Source organism: Agaribacillus sp. DX54, assembly GCF_056858335.1.
In genome coordinates, this window is the sequence record NZ_JBXEQE010000006.1 from 1 (window position 1) to 24,294 (window position 24,294).

Consider the following 24,294-nt stretch of genomic DNA (forward strand, 5'->3'; position numbering starts at 1 on the left):
ATATTGCAAAATTGGCAGATTACGAAAAAAAACAGGGATTTACCGGGTTAAATGAAAAAGGCGAGTCAACAAGGACCTTTGGTAATTATGAGGGGATGTGGGGAATACATAATTATCATGAAACAAATAGCTTTATTTATTTCCAATACATTACACTTAAAACTGCCGTTGTAAGCGTTTTTGTTAATAAATCAACCTTAAAGGCAAAGAAGGCATATCTTAAACAGGATATTCATGCAAACCTGTTGTTTCCCAATTTTCTTAGTTCAAACCAGTCATATTTTATCAAGCAATTTCATCCCGGCAGCGGTTTGGATAAAATAGAAGATTTTAAAAAAATGGTAGAATCTTATACGGGAGTATGGCAAAATCATGATATAAAAAAACGGCTTATGGCAATAGATGCCGAAAGCAATCCCGTATTGATTTTTTATAGGGTGAAATGATCCATATCAGATTTAAACAATTAGAAAATGAAAACTAAATTTAAAAACAAGCTGAGGTATGTTGCAGCTGGTATATTCCTGCTCGGTCTGATTGCCAATGTAAGCCTTTCGCTTACCGATCCTTTTGTACATGTAGGTGCTGATTTACTGGCACAAGCATCGAGTAGTAGTAGTAGCAGTGGTACCAGTGGTACCGGTCAAGTTGAACTTTGTTCAGCTACAGTAAGCTGTTCTCCCCACCCACTACCTGCTTCAGTATCATGTAAGGGTTATGACCGAAGGTTTTCATGCATAGCAAACCAACTTCAGCTTTTTGTTGAATGTGATGGTAATAGAAGCTATTGTCAAGTATTACGTTAAAATTTAAATAAAATGAGGCAAAGTAAAGCCTAGGCCCTGAAAATTTTTAAAACAAAAATCTCATATAAGACGCCCAAATAGTCGCATACTGTTTAGGCTTTGACTGCCTCATTTTATCAACATTAAAAGCAAATAATAATGGAAACATTAAAGAAATATTTACCTGTGCTGCTTATTTTTTTTTCCTGTAGCAACAACAAACCCAAAGAAAAAATATCTCAGATAAAAATAATTGATATACAACCAACTTTTGTTTTATCGAAATTAAATGATAGCACCTTTTTGTCCAATAATATCGGCGCTGTCAGAAAAATAAACGACACTTATATCATTTCAGATGTCGGCTCTCAGAAAATATACATTCTGAATGAACATTTAAAACTGATACAAACTATTTCAAGTTATGGTAAAGGGCCGAAGGAATATATCAACCCAACAGGCATGTGCTTATGGAATTCCAAATTATTTATTCTAAGTTCGGGGACATCCACATTGAAAGTATATGATTTTAACATGGAAAAGGGGGAATGGAACCACCATAATAATATTTCCTTCACCAGTCAAGATTATGGTTATAGAAACAGCATGTTTGTCAACGACAGCACTATTTATCAAACATCTGTTGGGGATGATATCCTCCAAAAATCAGATTTTGATAACAATATTATTGAAGAATTCGGCCGTTTTGAGATTGATAATATCAGCAGAAAATTCATGCACATAATCAGGGGAGAAGATTTTTACTATCTTATTGGAATTTCAGAGCCTGTAATTTTTAAATATGATTATAATGATTCTTTAATTAATAAAAAACAATACTATGATCATCTTGTGTTTAAAAACTCGTTAGAGCAACAGCATAAAATATATCGGGAACGATCTCAAAATACCACCGCGATTATGACAAGCGATGCATTTGTGTTAAACGATAAACTTTTCATTCTTTTTTGGGATAGAAATAAAAACATCATCAAATCAAAAATAATTGTGATAGATAAAAGTGATCTGATCATTACTCATTTGTTAGAGCTTCCAACAAGGCCGCACGTTAGCTTTTGCCCTTCAATAGACAGTAATCATATTATTACTTACAATAGTAACAAAACAACGTTGGAAAAATACAATATAGAGGCTCTCTTTGACTGATGGGTTGATAGTTTTTTCTAAAACGGTCGCTTCTTCTCATAGAAGATCATTAAGTTGCCTTTAGATTTACAAAATATAACAAACCAAACGGATGGCAATTAAAAATATTATCAATAACCGAAAAGATAGGCAAAATATCTGGGTTCATAACATGAAAATGGAATATTATGAACAGAAATAATAACGTATTACAACTAGAGTACCAGGCAATCATTTAACCATTAAAAATTTTGGCTTGATCCTAAACAACCTGTTCATCTATGAAAAAGCACCTTGAAGAAGCGCCGGTTCACGCAGAACAAACCACAGAGAAACTTTCCCATAATCCGAGATCTAAATTGGCTTTAAATTGGCTTTTACCGTTTATTATAGCGTTTTTTTTACTTGCTACATTTTTTATCATCGCAAATGATTACCACGACTGGGGAGGTGATTTTTCACTGTATATTAACCAGTCAAAAGCTTTACTCAATGGAAGCGTAGCTCAAATACATGCTATCAATAAGTTTGGACTGGAAAACTCCACACTTGCCGACCGTTCATACACGCCTGAGATGTTTCCCTGGGGTTGGCCAATATTGCTAACTCCAGCCATAAAATTGTTTGGCCAGGATTATTTTTGGCTGAAATTGTACATGATGTTCTTTTTAGTGGCAATAATTGGAGCTTCTTACGTCTTGTTTCGAAAAAAAATAGGTACAATGTACAGTTTGATAATTGTCCTATGTATTACTCTGAATCCGGTATTGATCAACCAAACTAAGCAAGTACTTTCAGGCTTTCCTTATCTTTTTTTCGTCTTGGTTTCATTAATCCTGCACAAACAAGTAACCAAATCTCAAAATTGGGGTTTTTGGAAGCTTTTGTTAATGACTTTTGTTTTTTTTCTCGCATCCATCATTCGCACAGAGGGCATTTTACTGGTGGGAGCCGTCTTTGTAACCTATTTCGTTAACTGGGCCAAAACCCGTTTCAACAAAGCATATTTGATCGGAAACCAGTGGATACTTATTTTTTTTAGTGGATACTTATTTTTTCAAATTATTTATCAGTACACGCTACCTTCCGGTACCCCCTCACATGCCGAACATTTGAGGTTTGTTTCCATAAATCGTGTTCATAACAACTTCCTGGCGTGTTTAAACAGTGTTTCAAACTGCTTTAGTTCATTCCTGGGTACAACATTTGCGTTCATATCACTTCCTTTTGCTTTTCTGGGAGCCTACAAGCGAAGAAAAAAGGATTTGTTGTTAGTAATTTATTTCTTCATGCACCTGATTATACTATTGATTTGGCCCTATCACGATTCAAGATACATTTATATGATCATTCCATTTTACTTTTATTTTTTAATGGTGGGGCTTCTTAGCTTGAAACTGGATATTCAACTTAGAAACACCAAAGTTTCATTAGCTACTATTTCATTCATTGCCATAATTTCCCTGTTGTGTATTGATTATTATAACAAAATCATCCCACAGGCATGGCAATCGGTAATTGTAGAAGGACCGGAGACTGGCGATGCAAAAGAAATGTTTCAATACATTAATACCCACACAAAGAACAAAGACATTATCGTATTTTTCAAGCCGAGGGTTATGAGCCTATATACAGGAAGAAAATCCTTAATTGTACATGACAATCCTAAAAAAATAAAAACACTGGGCGACTATCTTATCCTACATAAAATGTTTGGAGATTATCTCCAGCAATCATCTTTATTGTTCAGAACCCCTGAATGGCTTAATCTAAAATACGAGAACAGTCGGTTTCTGGTATATAAGGTTGAAAAATGATTTGATAAAATCCCAAATAATGAACCTTTAATACGTCAAAATAAAACCTCATGACCAACATGAAAAATAAATTTCTCCTGCTTACCGCCATCTCAATATTCCTACTGGTACTTACATTGTATTGGTTGGCTATGGGCTTTTGGGTCATAGGATGCATCTTCTTATTGTTCAGATCTGACCTTCGCACTTTTGTATGGATCAGGGAAAGGGCCTGGATCTACTTGATTTGTTTGATCATCGGATTTGTTTCACTGGCCATTGTCATTCGTGTTTTTGTTTTTGAGGTTTTCAGCATCCCTAGCGGATCTATGGAAGACAGTCTGTTGACAGGCGACAAGGTGTTTGTAAGCAAGCTGCACTATGGTCCTAAAATTCCCGGATCACCATTTGAAATCCCCTGGGTAAACTTGCTGTTTTACATAAACAAAGAAGCCAGGGCAGGTATGGATTCCACCTGGTGGCATTACCGAAGATTAGAGGGGTTGTCTGAAATAAAATCGAACGATGTAGTAGTATTTAATCACCCGGATCAAAGTAAAATATTTTATGTCAAACGTTGCGTTGGCTTGCCAGGAAGCATCCTCACAATGCAAAAAGGGATAATATACAATCATGGGAAAGAACTGCCTTCTCCGCTGTCTGTTAAAAATGAATATACCTTCTGGCCGGGAAATACAGATGTATTTCAAACCTTGCTGGATAGCCTGGAAATCAATAGTGCGCTGCTAAACGATAAGCCTAGCGTTTTGAAAACAAAACTGGTACTCAACGGGATTCAATTCAAGGCTTTGTCAGAATCCAAAAGTGTGGATTCTACAAAAGTTTCCCATTATCCGGCAGATTCGGTTCCCCGGTCTTTTCCCTACCACGAATCTATGTTGTGGTCTATCGATAACTGGGGGCCTGTATTGGTCCCTAAAAAAGGAAAAACGATACGAATTAACCCCCGAAATTATGCACTTTATGAAGGCATTCTGAAAAAATTTGAAAAAGTTGATATCCGGGAAACCAATAATAGATTTTTGCTTCATGAAAAAGAAATAACACATTATACTTTCAAACATAATTACTATTTCATGATCGGGGATAATCGGCACAACTCAATCGATTCAAGGTATTGGGGATTTGTACCTGAGCAATACATTGTGGGAAAAGCATTTGTGGTGCTCTATTCTTTTCATAAAGGCCATGTAAGATGGGCAAGGATGTTAAAATCCGTGGAATAAAAATATTAGAAAATTGAAAGCTTCTTCTTTTTCCATATTAATTATATTCGCCGTAGCCAACATGCTAGGTATTTTTGTTGCCCCAAGACTAGCGGTAAAGATCAATCCTTCTTACCAGGAATTTCCCGGGATTCCTGTGTCGGTGGGCATTATTACCGATAACAGCATTGTAATGGTGGATCACCTGTCTCACCAGCGTAACCGCAAAGTATTTCTGGCACTGCTAGCATCAACCGTTACTACTATTGGCGCATTGAGCATTATCTTTTTCTTAAGCGAAAAACTCGTTCTCAACATGCTTGACTTTGCCCTGGTCATTGTAATGAACCTGTCGACTTCCTTGTTTATAGCGCTGTTCCTGATACCTGCCCTTATGGAAAAATTACCCCTGAAACAAACGGGCAAATACAAAATTTAGCGCAAAAGAAAAAAACGCATTGTTCGGATTTCTTCCTAGTATTTGAGGAGTATGATGTTTGTACGACGGTTTAAAAAGTATAATAATGAATTTTTGTATTTGACTATAGCGGCAATCTTAAAGGCCATTACACTTTTGATATATCTTTAGCAAGCATCACTGTGGATGAGCAGACAAAAAAGTTTTATGGGATAACCTTCGTAGATAAATATCCAAATATCGTCGAATTTGACTTTTAACTTCTTAAATTGATTCTGTTTAGAGCTTCTTGAAATGCTGTTATTATCCTTGAAAAGCCATTTCACAGTGACTTGGGAAAAAAGAAATACAAGTAGATAAAATAATGTTGAATCCGGGTTAAATTTAGTATTCCTGAAGTTTGACAAAACTTGTAAATTACGGAAGATTATCAGCTTAATTATAAAACTCATAATGTTTTTTTGTTAACTTTAGTAAGAATAGCTTATCCAATCTGGCAGCGAATATTAGCAATAATAAGTTTGGAGAGATGAGATGATAGACAAAAAAACACTTCAATGGTATGTTTTTCGATTTAGAAAATTGTGCTTTATTCTATTTTAGTTTTTCTGGAGAAGGTATTTTACCCATATTCTATTCCAAAGAGAAACAAAAAATTATAAAGTTATAAGAGTTCACGATTACCTGTTAAATGGTTTCTTTTCTTTATTGACAAGTATTGAGGGCAAAGAACCAGTTACTGTGATTAGTCCAACTGAAACTATTTCAGATAGTCGTTTTCTTCAAAAAAATGGTGACCTACAAAAGACCAAAGAGCTTTTTGAAGGGTCGACATCTAATGGCATTCCTGTAGTCTCTTCACATACAATTAAATATATAAAACTATCATGAATTTTTATACAATGAAAATCAATTCCCCCAAAAAATTGCACACCTTAAGAAATAAGATTTTTCTTTGTCTATTAGCCTTATTATTTCTGATGGGGTGCAATCAATCACCAAAAAGAATTTATGAATATAAGAAGGGTTATATTCTATTAGATCTTAAAAAAGCTGGAATGTTTAAAATTTCTAAAGGACATATAAAGATAAAAGTCTATGATGATTGGGTAGAGTTCGAACAATTGAATGTGATAGAAAATGAAAAAGCTAAGCATCGGCCAACGCATTGGGTCATTCCGAAGGAACAGGTTGTTTATTTTGGAGAATAAAGCATTTTATGAGATCCATTCCCTTATTGGGTTATTCACAACATGTTAAAATCGACAAATAAAGTTTAAAAATATTTTCTTGTTATGACCATATCAAAACAAATTAGTCGTAAGGAAATCAATTTTGAAGTTAAGGCAAATGATTCATCTGATATGGAAGACACCATAGAGAAAATTAGCTTTGATTATTTTATGTTCTCCCAAGTTAAATTATTAAGACGGGATCAGATGAATAAAATTATGAACCTCTAATTTTTGTGGTGCAAATTTATAGGCATCAATTGTAAAAATTGTATTGGTTTAAATTATCCAAAAGAAGTATATTTGATCTTTGGTGAGGATCGATCGGCTATTTTGCAAATTAGTTCATCAGCATAGGATGAGGACAAGCAATATATAAATTATACTTGCTCTAATTATTTATCTGGTCTTGCTAGGTATCGCTGTGAGTCAATACAGAAATTAGTAGAGTTGAATTGACTATTGATCTTTGATATACAAATTTTGAATTTAATGAATCTTACGCAATATCTGTGTAAACGCAATCAACATTTTTATCCAATTTGTTTGTAGAAACTGTGCCAATTTTTAAATGAAAAGAACCGGCTTAATAAATCGATTTTTAAAGAATTATTAAAGAAACGCTGTGGTTCCTGGAAGTTCAATACTGGAGTTAGGTTGTGGAACGGAAGAACTGCTGCATGCCATGCAGCCTGCCATTGGAATAGGAATTGATTTTTCGAAGGAAAAGATAGAAAAAGCGAAGCAAAAATACCCACATCTTTCTTTTCAATATGCTCATGAAGAAAACATTTCGCTCAATGGTAAGTTTGATTATGTAATACTCTCCCACTTGTCTGGATTATCAGTAGACATTCAAAATGTTTTTAAAACTCTGAAAAAGTATGTTCACCGACGTACTCGTATCATTATTTCCTCCTATAATCACCTGTGGCAACCAGCATTCGAAATGATGGAGAAATTTGGTTTTAGAAAAAGTAGCTCGAAATATAACTGGCTTTCTATTCAAGATATGGAAGGGTTGCTAGGCCTGGAGAGTTTCGAATTAGTCAAAATCGACCGAAAGCTATTATTTCCATGGTATTTCCCATTTGTTCACTTTGGGCTGAATAAGTTTTTGGCAAATCTGCCTGGGATTCGAAGATTAAACCTGATCCAATTCACCGTAGCCAGATACATGGCTCATAAGAATTCAGAATATTCGGTTTCGATAGTTATACTTGCCCGTAACGAAAAAGGGAATATAGAAAATGCAATACTTCAAACACCGGTATTTGGCTCTCATCAAGAGTTTATATTTATAGAGGGTGGTTCTTCTGATGGAACCTATCAGGAAATGCTCAGAATATTAGACAAATACTCTGATAAGGATATCAAAATATTGAAGCAAACCGGCAGAGGAAAGGGTAATGCAGTAAGAGAAGCTTTTGATAAGGCTTCTGGTGATATATTAATGATCCTGGATGCAGCTAAGCTCAACCTAAAAATAGTAGAAGTGATAGTACGTTACAGAGGAAGGCGCTATGGTAGTACTCAAATCAACCGATTCAAAGATAGATTTCTTCTTCTGAAAATGAGTTATAAGGCTGCCTTTAAAAATCAAATTTAATGGTTAAGAATGAAAATTGTAATTAAATACCCTCTTTTTGTACTTTTGGCTATTACAGTTATCTGTTTTTCTCCAACATTATTCAATGGTTTTCAAAAGGAATGGGATGATACCTGGCAGGTATTGGAAAACCCTTTCATTTCTGACCAATCATTTCCAAACATGTCTTTTCACTTTACTAATTTCTACCGTGGACAATATTCCCCAGTTAATACCTTGATGTATATGCTGGTTTATAGATTATCCGGATTTGACCCACTTATCTTTCACTTAGCCGGCCTATTGATCCATCTGACTAATGTTTCAATGGCCTTTTATCTCATTCGCAACATTGTTAAAACCGCAAAACAATCTTTTAACTTTGATCGAGTACAGTTGTATGCTTTTTTTTGTGCGTTGATTTTTGCCATACATCCATTACAGGTAGAGTCAGTGGCATGGATAAGTGCCTCAAAGGTGTTAATGTTTTCATTTTTCTTTTTTCTTTCCTTTTTATGCTATATCAAGTACATACAAACAAGCAAAATTCTTTGGATGATTATCGTTTCAATCTTGTATTGCTTAGGGTTCGCCTCCAAAGAACAGGCTATTATTCTACCACTTAACCTATTAGCACTGGATTATATCTATGGTAGATTAAAATGGAAGAAGTCACTTTTATCATTTTTTAAAGAAACTGCACTATTGGAAAAAGTGCCTTTTATTTTGATGGCTTTATGTTTTTGGTATTTTTCCTCGTCCAACAATCTTGGACTTATAGATCTGGGCAGTTATCCCACACACCACAGGATCATGTTTGGGTTTCATAGTGTAATGGAGTATATTTTTCGAGCCGTTGCTCCAGTCAAACTTTATTTTTTTTATTTTTTCCCCATGCGTATTGGTGCTCCATTGCCATGGTTTTACTGGGGATATCCCATTTTGGTTTCGATCTTAGTTCTATTCGGCTGGTACAATATCAGTCGGCATAACAGACTCGTAATTTTTGGCCTTCTTATTTTCATCATCAACTTACTTCTGGTGTTGCACATTTTACCTTTGCCAAGGCCAAATATCACTGCAGATAGATATATGTATATAAGTATTATTGGCTTGGCCTTAATAGCGATAAGGCGTGTTGATTATCTGCTAATCAAGTTTAAATCCTATAGAAACCCAATTCTGTCAGTTATAATCGTTTATTTCCTTTTTTATAGTGGACATACTTTTTATAGGACCATGCAATGGAAAGATAGTAAAACTATGAAAAAGAATGTAACAAATCTAATAGAAGAAAGATTAGATGTGAGAGATTTCGCAGAAGAATACTTGTTAATTAAGAAGCATGAAAAATGATTTTTTGCTGACTGTTGTAGCGCCTTGCTTTAATGAGGCAGAAAATATTCCATATGATAGCAATACAGCTAAAAAAGGTCTCTAGGGATATCGAATATGAAGTTATCCTGATAAATGATAGAAGCACTGATCATACTCAGCAAATGATCGAATTAGCAGCAATAACTTACAAAAATATTGGGTATATCGGACATCAGGTCGCCATCAAAGCAGGTATAGACTATGCCAAAGGAGATCGTATGGTCACCATGGATGCTGATCTTCAACATTCTCCAGCGACCATAAATGAAATGATCCATTTATTTAATATTGTAATAGCTATACGCAAAAGTACAGGAAAAATCAGTTGGCTTAAAAAAAGCACTCCTACATTATTTTATTGGCTGTTATCTAAGCTATCGGATATTAATATTGTCCGTTATGGGGCCGATTTCAGGCTTATAGATAGGAGAATAACTGATATAATATAGGAGCATGAATGAGCAGGATTTGTATCTACGAGGTATTTTTTCTTGGATTGGTATCAAACAAACCACATTAACCTACGAAGAGCAAGATAGGGACTCCTTTGGTAGGATGCTTCAGCTTGCTTTAAGTGGCATTACTTCATTTAGCACTAAACCTCTAAAGTTGTCTCTGCTGGTAGGTGTGTTTTTTGCAATACTTGCTTTTATGTACGGTATCTATGCTATTGTGGTACTAGCTCTGGACCTTGCACTATTTGGATGGACTTCCATCATTGCCAGTGGACTTTTTTTATCTGGTGTCCAATTAATTGTTGTGGAAGTTATGGGAGAATATTTAGGGAAAATGTATATATCGCCCTAATTACATTGTAGACATTGCTTCTCTAGGATTGAGAGAAAAAATAGAATACATGTGTCACTGAAAAACAAAATTTGCCTATGGATTAAATCACAAAAAGTATCTAAAAATTCCCCGTTCTGGTCAATTGTATATCGACACAGAACAGGGGGCGTGAGCCTTTAAGGCCACGACAAACAATTATTTAAGACAAAATTAAAAAGAAAATGCAAATTAAATTTAAAAACAAATTTAAGTATATCGCAATTGGTGTATTTATGATTGGATTAGTAGCAAACGTGAGCCTGTCACTTACTGATCCATTTGTAGAATTAGGAAAAGAAATGCTAGCTCAAACATTCCCTACAGGGAAGTGGATCGTAGATTTTCAGTCAGGAAAAATCTCTTTCTCAACAGGTGAATCATCACAAAATGACCATTGGGGATTTAATGATCAAGGTCAATTTGCTCAAAGGTACTGGCAACAAAACCCTGTTATGTGTGGTGAAATAACAAGTATGTCTTTTGATAATAATCAACAAACTTCATGGAATAATACTATTGAGGCAGGAGGATCAGTTTCTATGACCGGAGGCGAAGTACATCTTAATGCAAGTAATAGTCAAGGTGGTCAAACTGCAACTGGCAGAAGTGTTAATACTATACCAGCAACTAAATTTGAATGTGAGCAAACACCGACAGGAACAACAACTTGCTTAAGCAGAGATTGTCAATAATTTAAAAAAATGGTTGGGCCGGTTTTGGTCTGACCATTTTAAAACTAAATAACAATTAGAATGAGATTGAACCATATATTAATTGTGGTGATAGGATTAATGAGTTGCTCAAAAAAGGACAATATTATATATGTGTCCAAAGATACCATTAGAACCATTTCTGTCGATTTATCTAATGCTAAACCCATATGGACATCAGAATTAATAGATTCTGTAAAATATATACCACTGGAAACTACACCAGAATCTCTTCTATCAGAATTAAAGAATGTATATGTACATGAGGGTTTTGTATACTTACTTGATGATAACTATTCTTTGTTGAAATTTGATGTAACTGGTAAATTCATTTGTAAAATAGGGGGACAGGGCAAAGGACCAGGGGAATACTTGTCGTTGCAGGACTTTACCATTTGGGATAACAAAATTTGGGCTCTCAATAATGGCGTTGTTTATATCTATAATTTAAATGGGGATTTCATAAAAAAAATTGGGACAATAGCAGAACGTAGTTTAAGTGGGTCTGGTATTGAAGTGACTACGGATGGAATATATATTTATAACATATACAAAGATTATAAAAGTGAGACAGGTCAAAATGGATATATTATGTTCCTGGATCACGATGCCAATATCAAGCATGGATACATAAAACACAATCCTGAGATTGATTTTAATTTAATGCTTTCAACAGGTAATACATTAAACAGATATGGAGAAAATATCCTTTTTGGCAAACTTTTCAGTGATACCGTTTACCTGATAAATTCAGAAAAAATAATAAGGAAGTATGCCTACGATTTTGGAGATAAATCGATGACCATGGATGAAAGGATCAAATTGCAAGAAGCCAATATCAATGTTGGAACTGAAGCAATGCCGTTTACACCTCCTGAGGGAGACATTCTGAAAATAAGGAGTAAAGTACAGGGGGTTGTAAAATCATTTCTTTTTGATAACTCAATTTTAACTTGCTTTTTATATAATGGACAGCCCATATTTCACTATAAGAGTTTCACAACCAATGAAGAATTATTATTTGATAAAGTAATAGATAACAAAGGCTATGGGATGAATTTCTACAAATTCTTCGCTAGTGATGGTAAATTTATATCATACATTCCTGGTTTGATTCTACACAAACATTTGCCAAATGGTAATGTAGAGTTGGCTGAATTACAACGCACAAGAACTATTGATGATAATCCTATTATTTTGGTTTATAAATTAAAACTTGAATAAAGATTTGAAATGTATCATTCAATTAATTATTGCATGATATTTTGAAAAAACAGATATGGTAAGTAATAAACAGATTTGATCTTGAATAAAATCATGAAGCAATGACACCGATTCAAATTCTTTTAATCATAGCTCTATCATTTTGCATTCTTCTATTTTTTGTAAGAATGAAGCACACTTGGGTATTAGCTATTATTGTTACATGCTCATATATTTTTGGAATCACAATTATTATAAAACCATCTATTACTCAAGTAATTGCAGGTTATATGGGGGTAGGAAGAGGTGTTGATTTAATCTTTTACCTTAGATTTGTTTTTTTTATGATACTTCATCTCCTACTATACTCACGCTATAAATCTTTGAAACAGATTGTTACGGATTTAGCCAGAGAGATTACACTAATGAAAGCTAAACAACCCGATCAAAAATAACTGCTTTAATTATAAAGTTGTCACTCCTAAAATAAGCCGATATCTTAATGAAAAAGATTCCAGAAAGTAAAAAATTTGCTACAGTTTCAAACTATTTTATCCATATTGGATTTGCTTTCATTTTACTTGTCACATCACATCACATTGTCAATAAATATCATGATTGGGGGGGAGATTTTTCACTTTATATTAGTCAGGCCAGGGCACTTATTGATCATAATCTCGAACAAATCCTAAAGATTAACGGCTACGGAGTAAAAAATTCCACTTATCCTTATTATTCACCGGTTTTAGCTCCCTGGGGATGGCCTATTTTACTTGCATTACCAGTGAAAGTAGTAGGGTATAATTATGTCTGGCATAAGTTTTATGTAATGTGCTTTTTTATTGGGATTGTGAGCTTATCATTTGCTCTACTCAAAAAGAAGATAGGTGTAATTCCTGGTTTTCTTATATCTCTATGTTTAGGTTTAAATCCTATATTGATATTCCATACACAAAGTATACTTGCAGGATTCCCATATTTATTTTTTTTATTACTTTCAATACTCCTATATGAATATCTTGAACAAAGAGCAGGGGTTAAAATCTGGATGTCAATTCTGGCTGCATTCGTATTTTTTTTCACCTCTATTATTAGGTCAGAAGGAGTTTTATTAATTGGAGCAGCAACTATAGTATTCATTCTTGGATATATAAAAAGTGGTTATAACAAGCTTTATTTTAAGAAGAATAGTTGGTTTTTGATACTAGGTTTGGCATTCTTTGTTTATCACACCATTTATAGTATCATATTTCCCACAACTCCCACCTCCCATATTGAACATTTCAAGCTTGTTAATTTAAATACCATTCTTTCAAATGTAATGAACTGTGTTAATAGTATATCACATTGCCTAAGCTCTTACCTCGGTTTTTTATTTACTTCTTTATCTATCCCACTTGTGCTAGTCGGTTTGTATACTCGTCGAAAAAAAGACGTTTTGATTGTAATTTATTTAATAATGCATTTGACGCTTTTAATAATTTGGCCACATCATGAACCTCGATATATTTATATGCTCATACCATTCTATTTTTATTTTTTGTATGTGGGACTTCTATCATTAAAGATGAAGATCAAATTCAAAGATTTCAAAATTTCCTTTGCTGTTGTTTCGCTCATCATTTTGTCCTCGTTGTTAAGCATTGATTATTACAAAAACATCATTTCAAAATCATGGAAATCAAAAATTATTGAAGGGCCTGAGACCAAACATGCAATAGATATGTTCTCCTTCATCAATGCCAATACAAGCATGAATGATGTCATAGTATTTTTCAAACCCCGCGTAATGAGTTTGTATACCGGAAGAAAATCATTGATTGTTCATAACGAAGTTTCAAAAATAAAAGAGAAAGGAAACTATGTTGTAATACACAAAGGAATGGGGGATAATCTTCAACTATCAACTTTAATAAACTCTCCTCCAGATTGGCTTAATATGAAATATGAAAATAATCAATTTCTAGTGTATAAGGTGGAATTATAAAGATTAAAAAGTTTATGATAAATAAATTAAAGATAATCAACTATAGGAAGTTAATCCCTTACATTTTATTTATCGTTCTCACGATATTTATAATTGCTACGTTTTTAATCATTTCCAACGGTTATCATGCTTGGGGAGCAGATTTTGCATTGTATATCAATCAATCTAAGGCTCTTTTAAATGGTAATGTATCAGGAATTCATGCCTTAAATAAGTTTGGGTTAGATAATTCAACGTTAATCAATTATTCATATACACCAGAAATGTTTCCCTGGGGATGGCCAATACTGTTGATGCCAGCTTTGCAGCTCGTTGGTCAGGATTTCCACTGGTTAAAATTATATGTGATTCTTTTTTTTCTAGGTGTAATTTTTCTTGTTTATTTTCTTTATTCAAAGAAAATTAGTAAAGCTCAATGCTTAATGATAGCTGCGTGCATCGGTATAAACCCAATATTAATAAATTATACAAAGCATATTTTATCCGAATTTCCTTATATCTTTTTCGTTTTAATCTGTTTGATTTTACATGATTCTATCATTAAATCCAGAAATAAGGGTTTTGGAAAATTAATGTTAATGACCTTTTTATTCTTTTTTGCATCCATAATCCGGACAGAGGGAATTTTGCTCGTGATAGCGGTCTTTATAACTTATTTTATTCACTGGATTAGGCAAAACAATAGAAGGGAATATTTAACCAAAAATCAATGGATTTTCACCTTCTTTCTAGGATACTTATTTTTTCAATTGATCTATCAAATTGCCCTTCCATCTGGTATTCCTTCACATTCGGAGCACCTAAAATTTGTTTCACTTCAACAGGTATATAATAATTTCAAGGCTAGTGTAAATAGTCTTTCATACTGTTTTAGCTCTTTTTTTGATCATATATTTATTTTTTTGACTATTCCTGTCGTTATATTTGGAATAGTTTCTAATATAAAGAAAGATACATTAATTGCGATCTATCTTTTATTGCACCTGGCTATTCTTTTAATTTGGCCTTATCATGAGTCCAGGTATGTGTACATGATCATTCCTTTCTATTACTATTTTTTAGTAGTCTCACTATCAAAACTAAATATTCAGATATCCAAAATAAAAACATCTTTTGCAACTGTATTTCTTATTATTCAACTTTCCTTTTTAGGTATTGATTATTACAATACAATTATTCCACAAGTGTGGCATCAAATTGTTAATGATGGTCCGGAGACACCTGAAGCACAGGACATGTTCTCTTTTGTCAGAGGTAAAACCAAGAAGGAGGATGTTATCGTTTTTTTTAAACCAAGGGCAATGACTCTGTATACCAACAGGAAATCTCTAATTGTTCATCTTGATATGAATAAAATTAAATCAAAGGGTAATTATCTTGTTTTACATAAGGAATTTGGAGAATATCATCAAATGTTATCATTATCGAGTAATCCTCCTGAATGGTTAGAACTCCAATTTGAAAATAGTAAATTCCTTATATACAAGGTTCAAGGATCATGATTAGAAAAAATAATAAATTCAAACTTATTGGTCTTTTAACGATACCAATATTTCTATTTGTTTTCACCTTATATTGGCTAAGTTTAGGTTTTCTTTTAATAGTTGGAATATTTTTCCTGTTTAATTCCAGATTTCGTTTCTTCGTGTGGTTAAGAGCTAAAACCTGGCCTTATTTATTTTTTATTATTGTAGTTTTTGTTTCTCTAGCCATTCTTGTTCGTGTTTTTTGTTTTGAGATTTTTAGCATTCCTAGCGGATCCATGGAAAATAGTTTGCTGAAAGGAGATAAAGTATTAGTAAGCAAATTACACTATGGGCCTAAATTGCCTCAATCACCATTTGAAATTCCTTGGATAAATCTTTTTTTCTACATCAATAAAGAAGCCAGGGCAGCTATCGATTCTACATGGTGGGACTACCAGAGGTTGGAAGGTTTTTCCAAAATTAAAACCAATGATGTGGCAGTCTTTAACCCTCCCCATCAAAACAAAGTGCATTATGTGAAACGCTGTGTAGGCTTACCAGGAAGTAAGTTAAAACTGGAAAAAGGAATATTATTGAATATGGGAAAATTGACAAAAGTATCTGGAACTGTTAAAAACCCTTATAGAATATGGGTAAATGACATTGATTCATTTAATAATTTACTTAATGATATTAGGTTAGAAAAAATATCAGAAAATACAGCAAAAAATCAATTAGATATAGATCTTCTATTGACAGTTGAGCAATATGAAATATTAGCTGAGGCAAATTGCTATGATTCTATAAAACTGTTAGATTTACCAATTAATACGATTCCAAGATCATTTCCAAATCATCAATCAATCCTATGGTCCATAGATAACTGGGGGCCAATACATGTACCCAAAAAAGGAGAAACCATAATACTAAACCAGTCCAATTTAATCATCTTCAATAATATTCTAAAAAAATATGAAAATATTCATATTGAAGAGAGAAACAACCAATATTGGTCTGAAAACAGCCCTATCACTCATTATACCTTCAAACATAGCTATTATTTTATGCTAGGAGATAACAGACACAATTCTATCGATTCCAGATATTGGGGTTTTGTACCAGAACAGTACATAGTAGGAAAAGCGGCAGTGGTGCTGTATTCTTTTCACGCGGGCAGTATGAGGTGGGCAAGAACCTTAAAATTAGTGAAATAAAAAAATATTAGAAAATTGAAGCCTTCTTCTTTTTCCATATTGATCATATTCACCGTAGCCAGCATGCTAGGCATTTTTGTTACCCCCAGACTAGCGATAAAGATCAATCCCTCTTACCAGGAGTCCAATATTTATGTCAACTGTTCCTGGAGCAACTCAAATGCCGAAACCATTGAAAAACAAGTAACTTCCGTATTAGAAGGCGCATTCAATACCATCAAGGGCATCAAATCTATGGCTTCCCAAACCCGTAAAGACGCCTGTGGCATCACCCTGACTTTCAACAAGCACACCCATATGCAAACGGCCTTATATGAAGTCAATTCGGTCATTCGCAATATTTATCAGTCATTGCCCAAGGAGGTCTCTTACCCCAATGCTTACATAGGGGGACAGAGCACCGAGCATATCCCATTCCTGACTTATTCGCTTGTTTCATCATTACAGCCTTTTCAAATTCAAAAAATGGCACAAGATGAGCTATTACCCCGACTGACCGATCTGCAGGGTATTCATGATGTCCGGATTTATGGCGCCAACGGAAAACAATGGCATGTTAAGTTCGATCAACAAAAACTTAAGTCATTAAACATTGACTACAATGAACTGATCCAGGCTATCTACAGCCTGGAAAAAAAGGAAAAGATGGGGATAGGAAGTTACAAGGAAAACGAATACAGTGTAGTTATCAGCAATTTTAATCCTGAAGAATGGAAATGGGAGGATATTCCAATAAAAAAAAGCGGTGAAAAAATAATTTACCTGAAGCAAGTGGCCAAAGCAACCCTGGAAGATATAGCACCCGGAAGCTATTATCGAATCAATGGACTGAATACCATCAATCTTACCATCACTCCTTCGGAAAAAAGTAACCAGGTAAAACTGGCCAAACAAGCGAAGGCCATTATCGAGCAGGTAGAAAAAAAATGGCAGGGCCAGGTCAGGTTTGTTTTGAAAAAAGATGATAGCAAATTCATCCAATCCGAAATAAAGAAAATTGTTTCACGATCAGTTCTTACTTTCTTCATGCTCCTTTTATTTGTCTGGCTGGTCTCCTTAAATTTCCGCTACCTTTTTATCATATTTCTTAGCATTCTGGCTAATTTATCTATTGCATTTTTGATCTATTACTTCTTAGGTGTGGAGCTGCATCTGTATTCCTTTGCAGGTATTACCGTGTCGATGGGTATCATCATTGACAATAGTATTGTCATGGTGGATCATCTGTGGCACCAGCGTAACCGTAAAGTATTTCTGGCATTACTGGCTTCAACCGTTACCACAATTGGCGCATTGAGTGTCATCTTTTTTTTAAGTGAAAGGCTGGTTCTCAACATGCTTGACTTTGCGTTGGTCATTGTGGTGAACCTGTTGACTTCCCTGTTTATAGCGCTGTTCCTGATACCTGCCCTCATGGAAAAAATACCACTTATACAAGGCGGAAAGCACAAAATATGGCGCAAAAGAAAAAAACGCATTGTTTGGGTTTCTTCATGGTATTTGAGCGGTATTGCTTTTGTGAGTCGATTCAAGTGGGCTTTTGTCGTAGCGCTTATCCTGGCATTTGGCCTGCCGGTACAGTATTTACCTGACAAACTTGGCAAGTCTGATGAAGAACTTAACCTTTGGCAAAGCATATATAATAACACCATCGGTAGTGAGTTTTATGCACAACATTTAAAAAAATATGTCAATTATACCTTGGGCGGTACGCTAAGGTTGTTTACCGACGAAGTAAATCATAGTAACTACTATCAAAGCAATGAACGGACTAATCTGGTCGTTTCAGCGCAGATGCCAGTCGGAGCCAGGACCGGTCAAATGAACGATGCCTTTATCCTGCTCGAAAAATACCTTCAGCAATTTAAAGAAATTGAGCAATTTGAAACCTTTGTCTATGGGTATAACAATGCACGTATGGTTATTTATTTCAAAAAAGCATATGAGTCTGGCTATTTCCCCTACTTATTGAAAAACCTGCTTATCAGCAATGCTTTAAGTGTCGGTAGCGCCGACTGGCAGGTGTATGGTTACGGACAGGGATTCAATAATTCACTGAAGGAACAAATCGGCTCTTACCGTATCAACCTGTATGGATACAACTATCAACAATTGTACCGGTATGCCGAACAACTCCGCGATACCCTGCTCCGAAATCTACGGGTAAAAGAGGTAAACATCATGGGGCATAATGCATGGTACAGAAGTGACAATTTTCAGTACGTGTTAAAGGAAGATCCGGAAAAAGTTAATTTGTCCGGTGGTAATTTAATCAACACGTACAATGAAATGAAAGCTATGTCTCTGACCCGGCAGCAATTGACATATATCAACCAAAGTGACAAAAGGTATCCGGTAGTTATTTCGGCGCAATCAGCTCCTGTATTCAACATATGGGATCTCAAACACAGTCCACTCACTGCCTTCCAGAAAAGCTACAAACTGAATCATCAGGCCGGAATACAGAAGGAAAGGCTGCCTTCTGCTATTTCCAGGATCAACCAACAATACTACCTGCTGCTCGAGTATGATTTTATTGGTTCCTGGCAACTGGGCAGACATCACTTAAAAAAGACCATAGAAGCCTTTTCGGAAAAACTGGCCGTAGGTTACCAGGCAAAAACAAGGGAGTACGATTTTTCAAGTTCGGGAAAAGAAAAAAATGAACAAATATATATGATATTGGTGGTTATTCTCATTATTTATTTTGTTTGCGCCATTTTGCTGGAATCACTTTGGCAGCCCCTGGCAATCATTTTCATGATCCCTATTAGTTTCATGGGCGTGTTTTTATCCTTTTATCTTTTTGAATTAAACTTTGATCAGGGAGGGTTTGCGGCTTTCATCTTATTAAGTGGACTTACAGTGAATGCCGCATTATTTATCATCAACGATTTCAATAACCTGAAAATCAGAAAGGGTATCGGTAGGTCGGATGCGATGGCACGGCATTATATCAAAGCTTTTAACACCAAAATTATTCCTATATTACTGTCAATATCATCAACCATTATAGGGTTGTCGCCATACCTGTTTTCAGGACAAAAAGAAAACTTTTGGTTTTCATTGGCAGTAGGTTCCAGTGGTGGACTGGCATTTTCATTGATTGCTATTTATGTGTACCTACCCATTTTTTTTGTAAAAAAAACAATCAAACAGCGTTAATATGAACTTCATCAATATGAATCAACCCCGCTTTTTAATGTGCTTGCTGTTTTTTCTAATATGTTGCAAGTCCGAGAAAGATCCACAGGATCAGAACCAGGATGAGACCACTATCCGAGAGGAAATTCCACCGATTGAAGTAGGCATTGAGGTGTTGGACTCGATAGATTTTTATCAGGAAATTATCAGTAATGGAAAGTTAGAAGGGCACAAAAAGTCTGAAATGCGGTTTAAGATCAATCAAAAAATAACAAACATATACGTCAGTAACGGGCAATATGTTCAAAAAGGCCAACTACTGGCCCGCCTGGATAATTACGAATTGGAAAACAGATTATTGCAAAGCAAGGTAAGTCTGGAAAATGCCAAGCTTACACTTATGGATTACCTTATCGGGCAGGGTTATGCTCTGAAAGATTCTGTCGATATACCTGAGAACATTCTTTCTATTGCAAAAATAAAAAGCGGGTATACCAAAGCGGAAATGGAATTGGCTTTGGCACAATTCAATATGGAACAAACCATCCTGAGAGCAGCCAGTAATGGTTTCATCGCTAATCTCACCGTTAAAGAAAGCAATTATCCTGACGGCGAGAAGCCTTTTTGCCTTATTATTGATAATTCAAAATTGGAAATCAGGTTTCCGGTTATGGAACCGGAGGCCCATCTGGTGGAAAAAGGTCGACCTGTAAACATTGTACTTTATTATAACGAAAAAGAAATCAGTGGCAGGGTAAGCGCTATTAACCCTTTTATAGATGAAAACGGGCAATTGGAAGTCACTGCCATTATAGCGCAACCCGGGACAGGTTTATATGAGGGGATGAATGCCAAAGTATACTTAAAAAAGAATATTGGTAAAGCGCTGGCTGTTCCTAAAGAAGCTGTTACACTCAGGAGCGAACGGCCCGTCGTCTTTGTTTACGAAAATGGGCTGGCTAAGTGGAATTATGTGGAACTTGGAGAAGAAAACAGTAGTCAGGTAGTCGTCAAAACGGAACTGGTTCAAGGAGACTCAATTATTGTAAAAGGAAACCTTCATTTGGCCCATGAGTCCAAAGTGCTATTAACCCTTTAAAATTACCGGAAAAATGCCTCAAAATTAATCACATATATCTATGGTAAAGTTCTTGCTACCTAGACCTGTCGCTACCTGTATGACCTTTGTTGCCCTGTTTATATTAGGTGTTATTTCCTACCGGCAATTGCCCGTATCTTTATTACCAGACATCGATATACCGGAAATCACGGTCAGGGCTTCATATCCTAAATTTACTGCCAGGGAAATGGAAACCCACATAGCCTATCCTCTCAGGAATGCTCTCCAGCAATGTACCGGTTTAAAAAGCATCCAAAGCAAATCCTCCAATGGAAGAACCCTCATCAAAATGAGATTTAATTATGGTGTCGACACAGATTTAGCGGCAATAGAAGCCAATGAAAAAATTGACAGACAATTCTCATCGCTTCCAAGAGATCTGCAAAGGCCTAATGTAATAAAGGCCAGCGCAACGGATATTCCGGTGTTCTTCCTGAACATGAGTTTTGCGGATGAAGACAAGCAAAATGCGGGATTCCTGGAGCTAAGCCGTTTTGCACAACATGTGATTAAAAAAAGGATCGAGCAGTTGCAGGAAGTGGCGTTGGTAGATATGTCTGGGATAGAGCGCCCCCTGATCAATGTTGTACCGGATCTTGCCAAGCTATCTTCGTTTGGTTTGTCCTATCAACATATCGAGGATGTAATCAGCAGAAACAACTTTACGATTGGAAATATTACGGTCAATGAAGGATACTATCAATACAGTATCCGTGTTTCCTCCCCTATGAGATCTATCAAAGAGATACAGGCATTGCCTCTAAAAACCGGTCTTAATACTGTAAGGCTGAGTGAAATTGCCAATATTTCTCTCCAAGCGAAAAAAAAAGACGGTTTGTTTGTGAATGGAAGCAATCAAGCCATCTCTATGGCAGTAATTAAACAGGCAGATGCCAAGATGCAGGATCTGAAAAAATCGGTTCACGAAGCCATTAAAGTCATCATAAAAGATTATCCCCACCTGCATTTTGATATAGCACAGGATCAGACCAGGTTGCTGGATTATACCATTGGAAATCTCAAACAAACTTTAATACTGGGCGCTATCCTGGCTTTTATTGTTTTGTTTTTGTTTATCTCAAACATCAGACTGCCATTGTTAATGACCATAACCGTGCCCGTAGCGCTGGTTGTGTCGATCCTTTTTATGCTGTTCTTTAATATTTCCATTAACATCATCTCATTATCCGGGCTGGTGTTGGGTATTGGGCTAATGATTGACAATTCAATCATTATTATCGACAACATAACCCAATTCAGGGAAAAGGGAGAGAAAATATTATCTGCCTGCGCAAAAGCAACCAATGAAGTCATCAGGCCACTGTTAAGTTCTGCCCTTACAACATCCGCGGTTTTTGTGCCCTTGATCTTTGTAAGCGGTATAGCCGGGGCACTCTTTTTCGACCAGGCAATCACGGTAACGATTGCATTATTATTGTCTTTTGTTGTGTCTATCACACTGTTACCTGTGTTGTATTTATTATTGATCAAGAACAAAAATGAAAAAAATAATACAAAAGCCAACCCGCTTATTAATGTGTTAAAACCCTATGAAAAAGGGTTTTACATAGTTATGAAGCATAAAACCCTGTTCACAATCCTGTTTTTATTGCTTTTACCCTTATCCGTCTTTCTTTTCTATGAGATAAAAAAGGAAGGTTTTCCTGAACTTCATCAAAACGAACTCATTGCGGCTATCAAATGGAACGAAAATATAGATATAAACGAAAACAGGAAAAGAATGGAAGCGCTTACCGTACAAGAGAGGCAAAAAGCGCAACAGGTCAATATGTGGATTGGCTTACAGGACTATATATTAAGTAATGCTTATGAAGTTGATCGGAGTGAAAGTAAAATCTATATGTCTTTCAATGAAGAAGACCATATTTCAAAGTCTAAAGGTAATTTGCAGAATTATCTGAAACACAATTACCCAAATGCAGAAATTTCTTTTTCTACCCCTGACAACCTTTTCACGACAATATTTGCTAAAAACACACCTCCAATCATCCTCAAATTAAAACCAAAAGATGAATCGGCACATAACCATTCCATTGTAAAAGTGATCGAACAACTCGATAAAATACTGGGCAAGGAACACATCAATGCATTGGGGCAATATACTTTTGTTAATTTAACCTATGATAGGGAAAAGCTCATCCTATACAATGTTTCAGAACAAACACTTATCGCAACATTAAAGACTGCCTTTAACGAAAATCAAATAGGCGCCCTTAACACATCCAATGAGGTATTACCTATGGTAATGGGAACAGGTTCGAATGATCTGAATGAGATTATCCAAACCACTACTGTAAAAAGTGAGAAAGGCGCAGACCTGCCGCTAAAGTTTTTCCTCAACATAACGGAAGAAGAAGATTTTGAAATTGTGTATGCCGGTAAAGATGGTGTGTTCATTCCGGTGCATTATGATGCCACTCAAAAGTCCAGGTACGAAATAGAAAAGAAGGTATCATCATTCATAGTCAGAAATAACCTGCCCTTTAAACTTGAATGGACCGGTGCATTGTATGATTTCGATAATCATCTAAAAGAGCTGATAGGCATTCTGATCATTTCAATCTTACTCCTTTATTTTATACTGGCCATCCAATTTGAGTCCCTGCTTCAACCACTTATTGTATTGATTGAAATCCCATTGGATATTTCAGGAGCCCTCCTTATGCTTTTACTTTTTGGGAGTTCTTTAAATATTATGTCAGCCATCGGTATTATCGTAATGACAGGGATTATCATTAACGACTCGATATTAAAAATCGACACCATCAACAGGTTGTACAGGACTGCAAAACTTTCATTATTGGAATCAATACATCAGGGAGGCAGTCGGCGGATCAGGCCCATTATCATGACCTCTTTGACTACTATTTTAGCGCTGGTACCATTTCTGGTTGGTAAAGGACTAGGGGCAGCTTTGCAAAAGCCACTGGCGCTGGCCGTTATCGGTGGGCTTGCGCTGGGTACCTTCGTTAGTCTTTACTTTATCCCATTATGTTATTGGTGGATCTACAAAAACAAAAAAGAAATATAATC

Annotated in this window: 20 protein-coding genes; all 20 read left to right on the forward strand. The window is 35.4% G+C overall.

From position 1 onward, the window contains the following. A partial coding sequence (locus AC04NP_RS08800; protein ID WP_482859223.1) for a hypothetical protein occupies positions 1–446 on the forward strand: 446 nt, incomplete at its 5' end. A gap of 27 nt (positions 447–473) precedes the next feature. After that, positions 474–806 carry a hypothetical protein gene (locus AC04NP_RS08805; protein ID WP_482859224.1) on the forward strand — a complete coding sequence of 111 codons (333 nt, stop codon included), beginning with the start codon at positions 474–476 and terminating at the stop codon, positions 804–806. Between the two features lie 138 nt (positions 807–944). Then, positions 945–1,952 (forward strand): 6-bladed beta-propeller, encoded by a 1,008-nt coding sequence (locus AC04NP_RS08810; protein WP_482859225.1) that lies wholly within the window; start codon positions 945–947, stop codon positions 1,950–1,952. Between the two features lie 260 nt (positions 1,953–2,212). Beyond that, complete coding sequence (locus AC04NP_RS08815; RefSeq protein ID WP_482859226.1) at positions 2,213–3,748, forward strand: hypothetical protein; 1,536 nt, start codon at positions 2,213–2,215, stop codon at positions 3,746–3,748. Between the two features lie 59 nt (positions 3,749–3,807). Further along, complete coding sequence (gene lepB / locus AC04NP_RS08820) at positions 3,808–4,974, forward strand: signal peptidase I (RefSeq protein WP_482859227.1); 1,167 nt, start codon at positions 3,808–3,810, stop codon at positions 4,972–4,974. 13 nt (positions 4,975–4,987) lie between these two features. Then, complete coding sequence (locus AC04NP_RS08825) at positions 4,988–5,392, forward strand: hypothetical protein (protein ID WP_482859228.1); 405 nt, start codon at positions 4,988–4,990, stop codon at positions 5,390–5,392. Between the two features lie 881 nt (positions 5,393–6,273). Then, positions 6,274–6,582 carry a hypothetical protein gene (locus tag AC04NP_RS08830; RefSeq protein ID WP_482859229.1) on the forward strand — a complete coding sequence of 103 codons (309 nt, stop codon included), beginning with the start codon at positions 6,274–6,276 and terminating at the stop codon, positions 6,580–6,582. A gap of 646 nt (positions 6,583–7,228) precedes the next feature. Continuing rightward, positions 7,229–8,212 carry a glycosyltransferase gene (locus AC04NP_RS08835; RefSeq protein ID WP_482859230.1) on the forward strand — a complete coding sequence of 328 codons (984 nt, stop codon included), beginning with the start codon at positions 7,229–7,231 and terminating at the stop codon, positions 8,210–8,212. A 9-nt stretch (positions 8,213–8,221) separates the two neighbouring features. Further along, positions 8,222–9,547, forward strand: a complete 1,326-nt coding sequence (locus AC04NP_RS08840) for a hypothetical protein (RefSeq protein WP_482859231.1) — start codon at positions 8,222–8,224, stop codon at positions 9,545–9,547. 53 nt (positions 9,548–9,600) lie between these two features. Beyond that, entirely contained in the window at positions 9,601–10,017 is a 417-nt protein-coding gene (locus tag AC04NP_RS08845; protein WP_482859233.1) for a glycosyltransferase, read from the forward strand. A gap of 4 nt (positions 10,018–10,021) precedes the next feature. Beyond that, a complete protein-coding gene (locus tag AC04NP_RS08850) occupies positions 10,022–10,375 on the forward strand; it encodes a hypothetical protein (RefSeq protein WP_482859234.1) in 354 nt (117 codons plus the stop codon). 203 nt (positions 10,376–10,578) lie between these two features. Further along, positions 10,579–11,088: a hypothetical protein gene (locus AC04NP_RS08855; protein ID WP_482859235.1), complete on the forward strand. Its 510-nt coding sequence runs from the start codon at positions 10,579–10,581 to the stop codon at positions 11,086–11,088. 60 nt (positions 11,089–11,148) lie between these two features. Continuing rightward, entirely contained in the window at positions 11,149–12,330 is a 1,182-nt protein-coding gene (locus AC04NP_RS08860) for a 6-bladed beta-propeller (protein WP_482859237.1), read from the forward strand. Positions 12,331–12,431: 101 nt separating this feature from the next. Beyond that, on the forward strand, positions 12,432–12,764 hold the full coding sequence (locus AC04NP_RS08865; protein ID WP_482859239.1) for a DUF2304 family protein: 333 nt from the start codon (positions 12,432–12,434) through the stop codon (positions 12,762–12,764). A gap of 47 nt (positions 12,765–12,811) precedes the next feature. Beyond that, entirely contained in the window at positions 12,812–14,296 is a 1,485-nt protein-coding gene (locus tag AC04NP_RS08870) for a hypothetical protein (RefSeq protein WP_482859240.1), read from the forward strand. Between the two features lie 14 nt (positions 14,297–14,310). After that, positions 14,311–15,798, forward strand: a complete 1,488-nt coding sequence (locus tag AC04NP_RS08875) for a hypothetical protein (RefSeq protein WP_482859241.1) — start codon at positions 14,311–14,313, stop codon at positions 15,796–15,798. Then, the gene (gene lepB / locus AC04NP_RS08880) at positions 15,795–16,976 is read left to right on the forward strand and encodes a signal peptidase I (protein ID WP_482859242.1); all 1,182 of its coding nucleotides are present in this window, start codon (positions 15,795–15,797) and stop codon (positions 16,974–16,976) included. Before AC04NP_RS08875 ends, lepB (AC04NP_RS08880) begins: the two co-directional genes overlap by 4 nt. 15 nt (positions 16,977–16,991) lie before the next feature. Further along, positions 16,992–20,141 (forward strand): efflux RND transporter permease subunit, encoded by a 3,150-nt coding sequence (locus AC04NP_RS08885; protein ID WP_482859243.1) that lies wholly within the window; start codon positions 16,992–16,994, stop codon positions 20,139–20,141. A gap of 1 nt (position 20,142) precedes the next feature. After that, positions 20,143–21,219 (forward strand): efflux RND transporter periplasmic adaptor subunit, encoded by a 1,077-nt coding sequence (locus AC04NP_RS08890; protein ID WP_482859244.1) that lies wholly within the window; start codon positions 20,143–20,145, stop codon positions 21,217–21,219. A gap of 40 nt (positions 21,220–21,259) precedes the next feature. After that, positions 21,260–24,292 carry an efflux RND transporter permease subunit gene (locus AC04NP_RS08895; RefSeq protein ID WP_482859246.1) on the forward strand — a complete coding sequence of 1,011 codons (3,033 nt, stop codon included), beginning with the start codon at positions 21,260–21,262 and terminating at the stop codon, positions 24,290–24,292. The last annotated feature ends 2 nt before the right edge of the window (positions 24,293–24,294 follow it).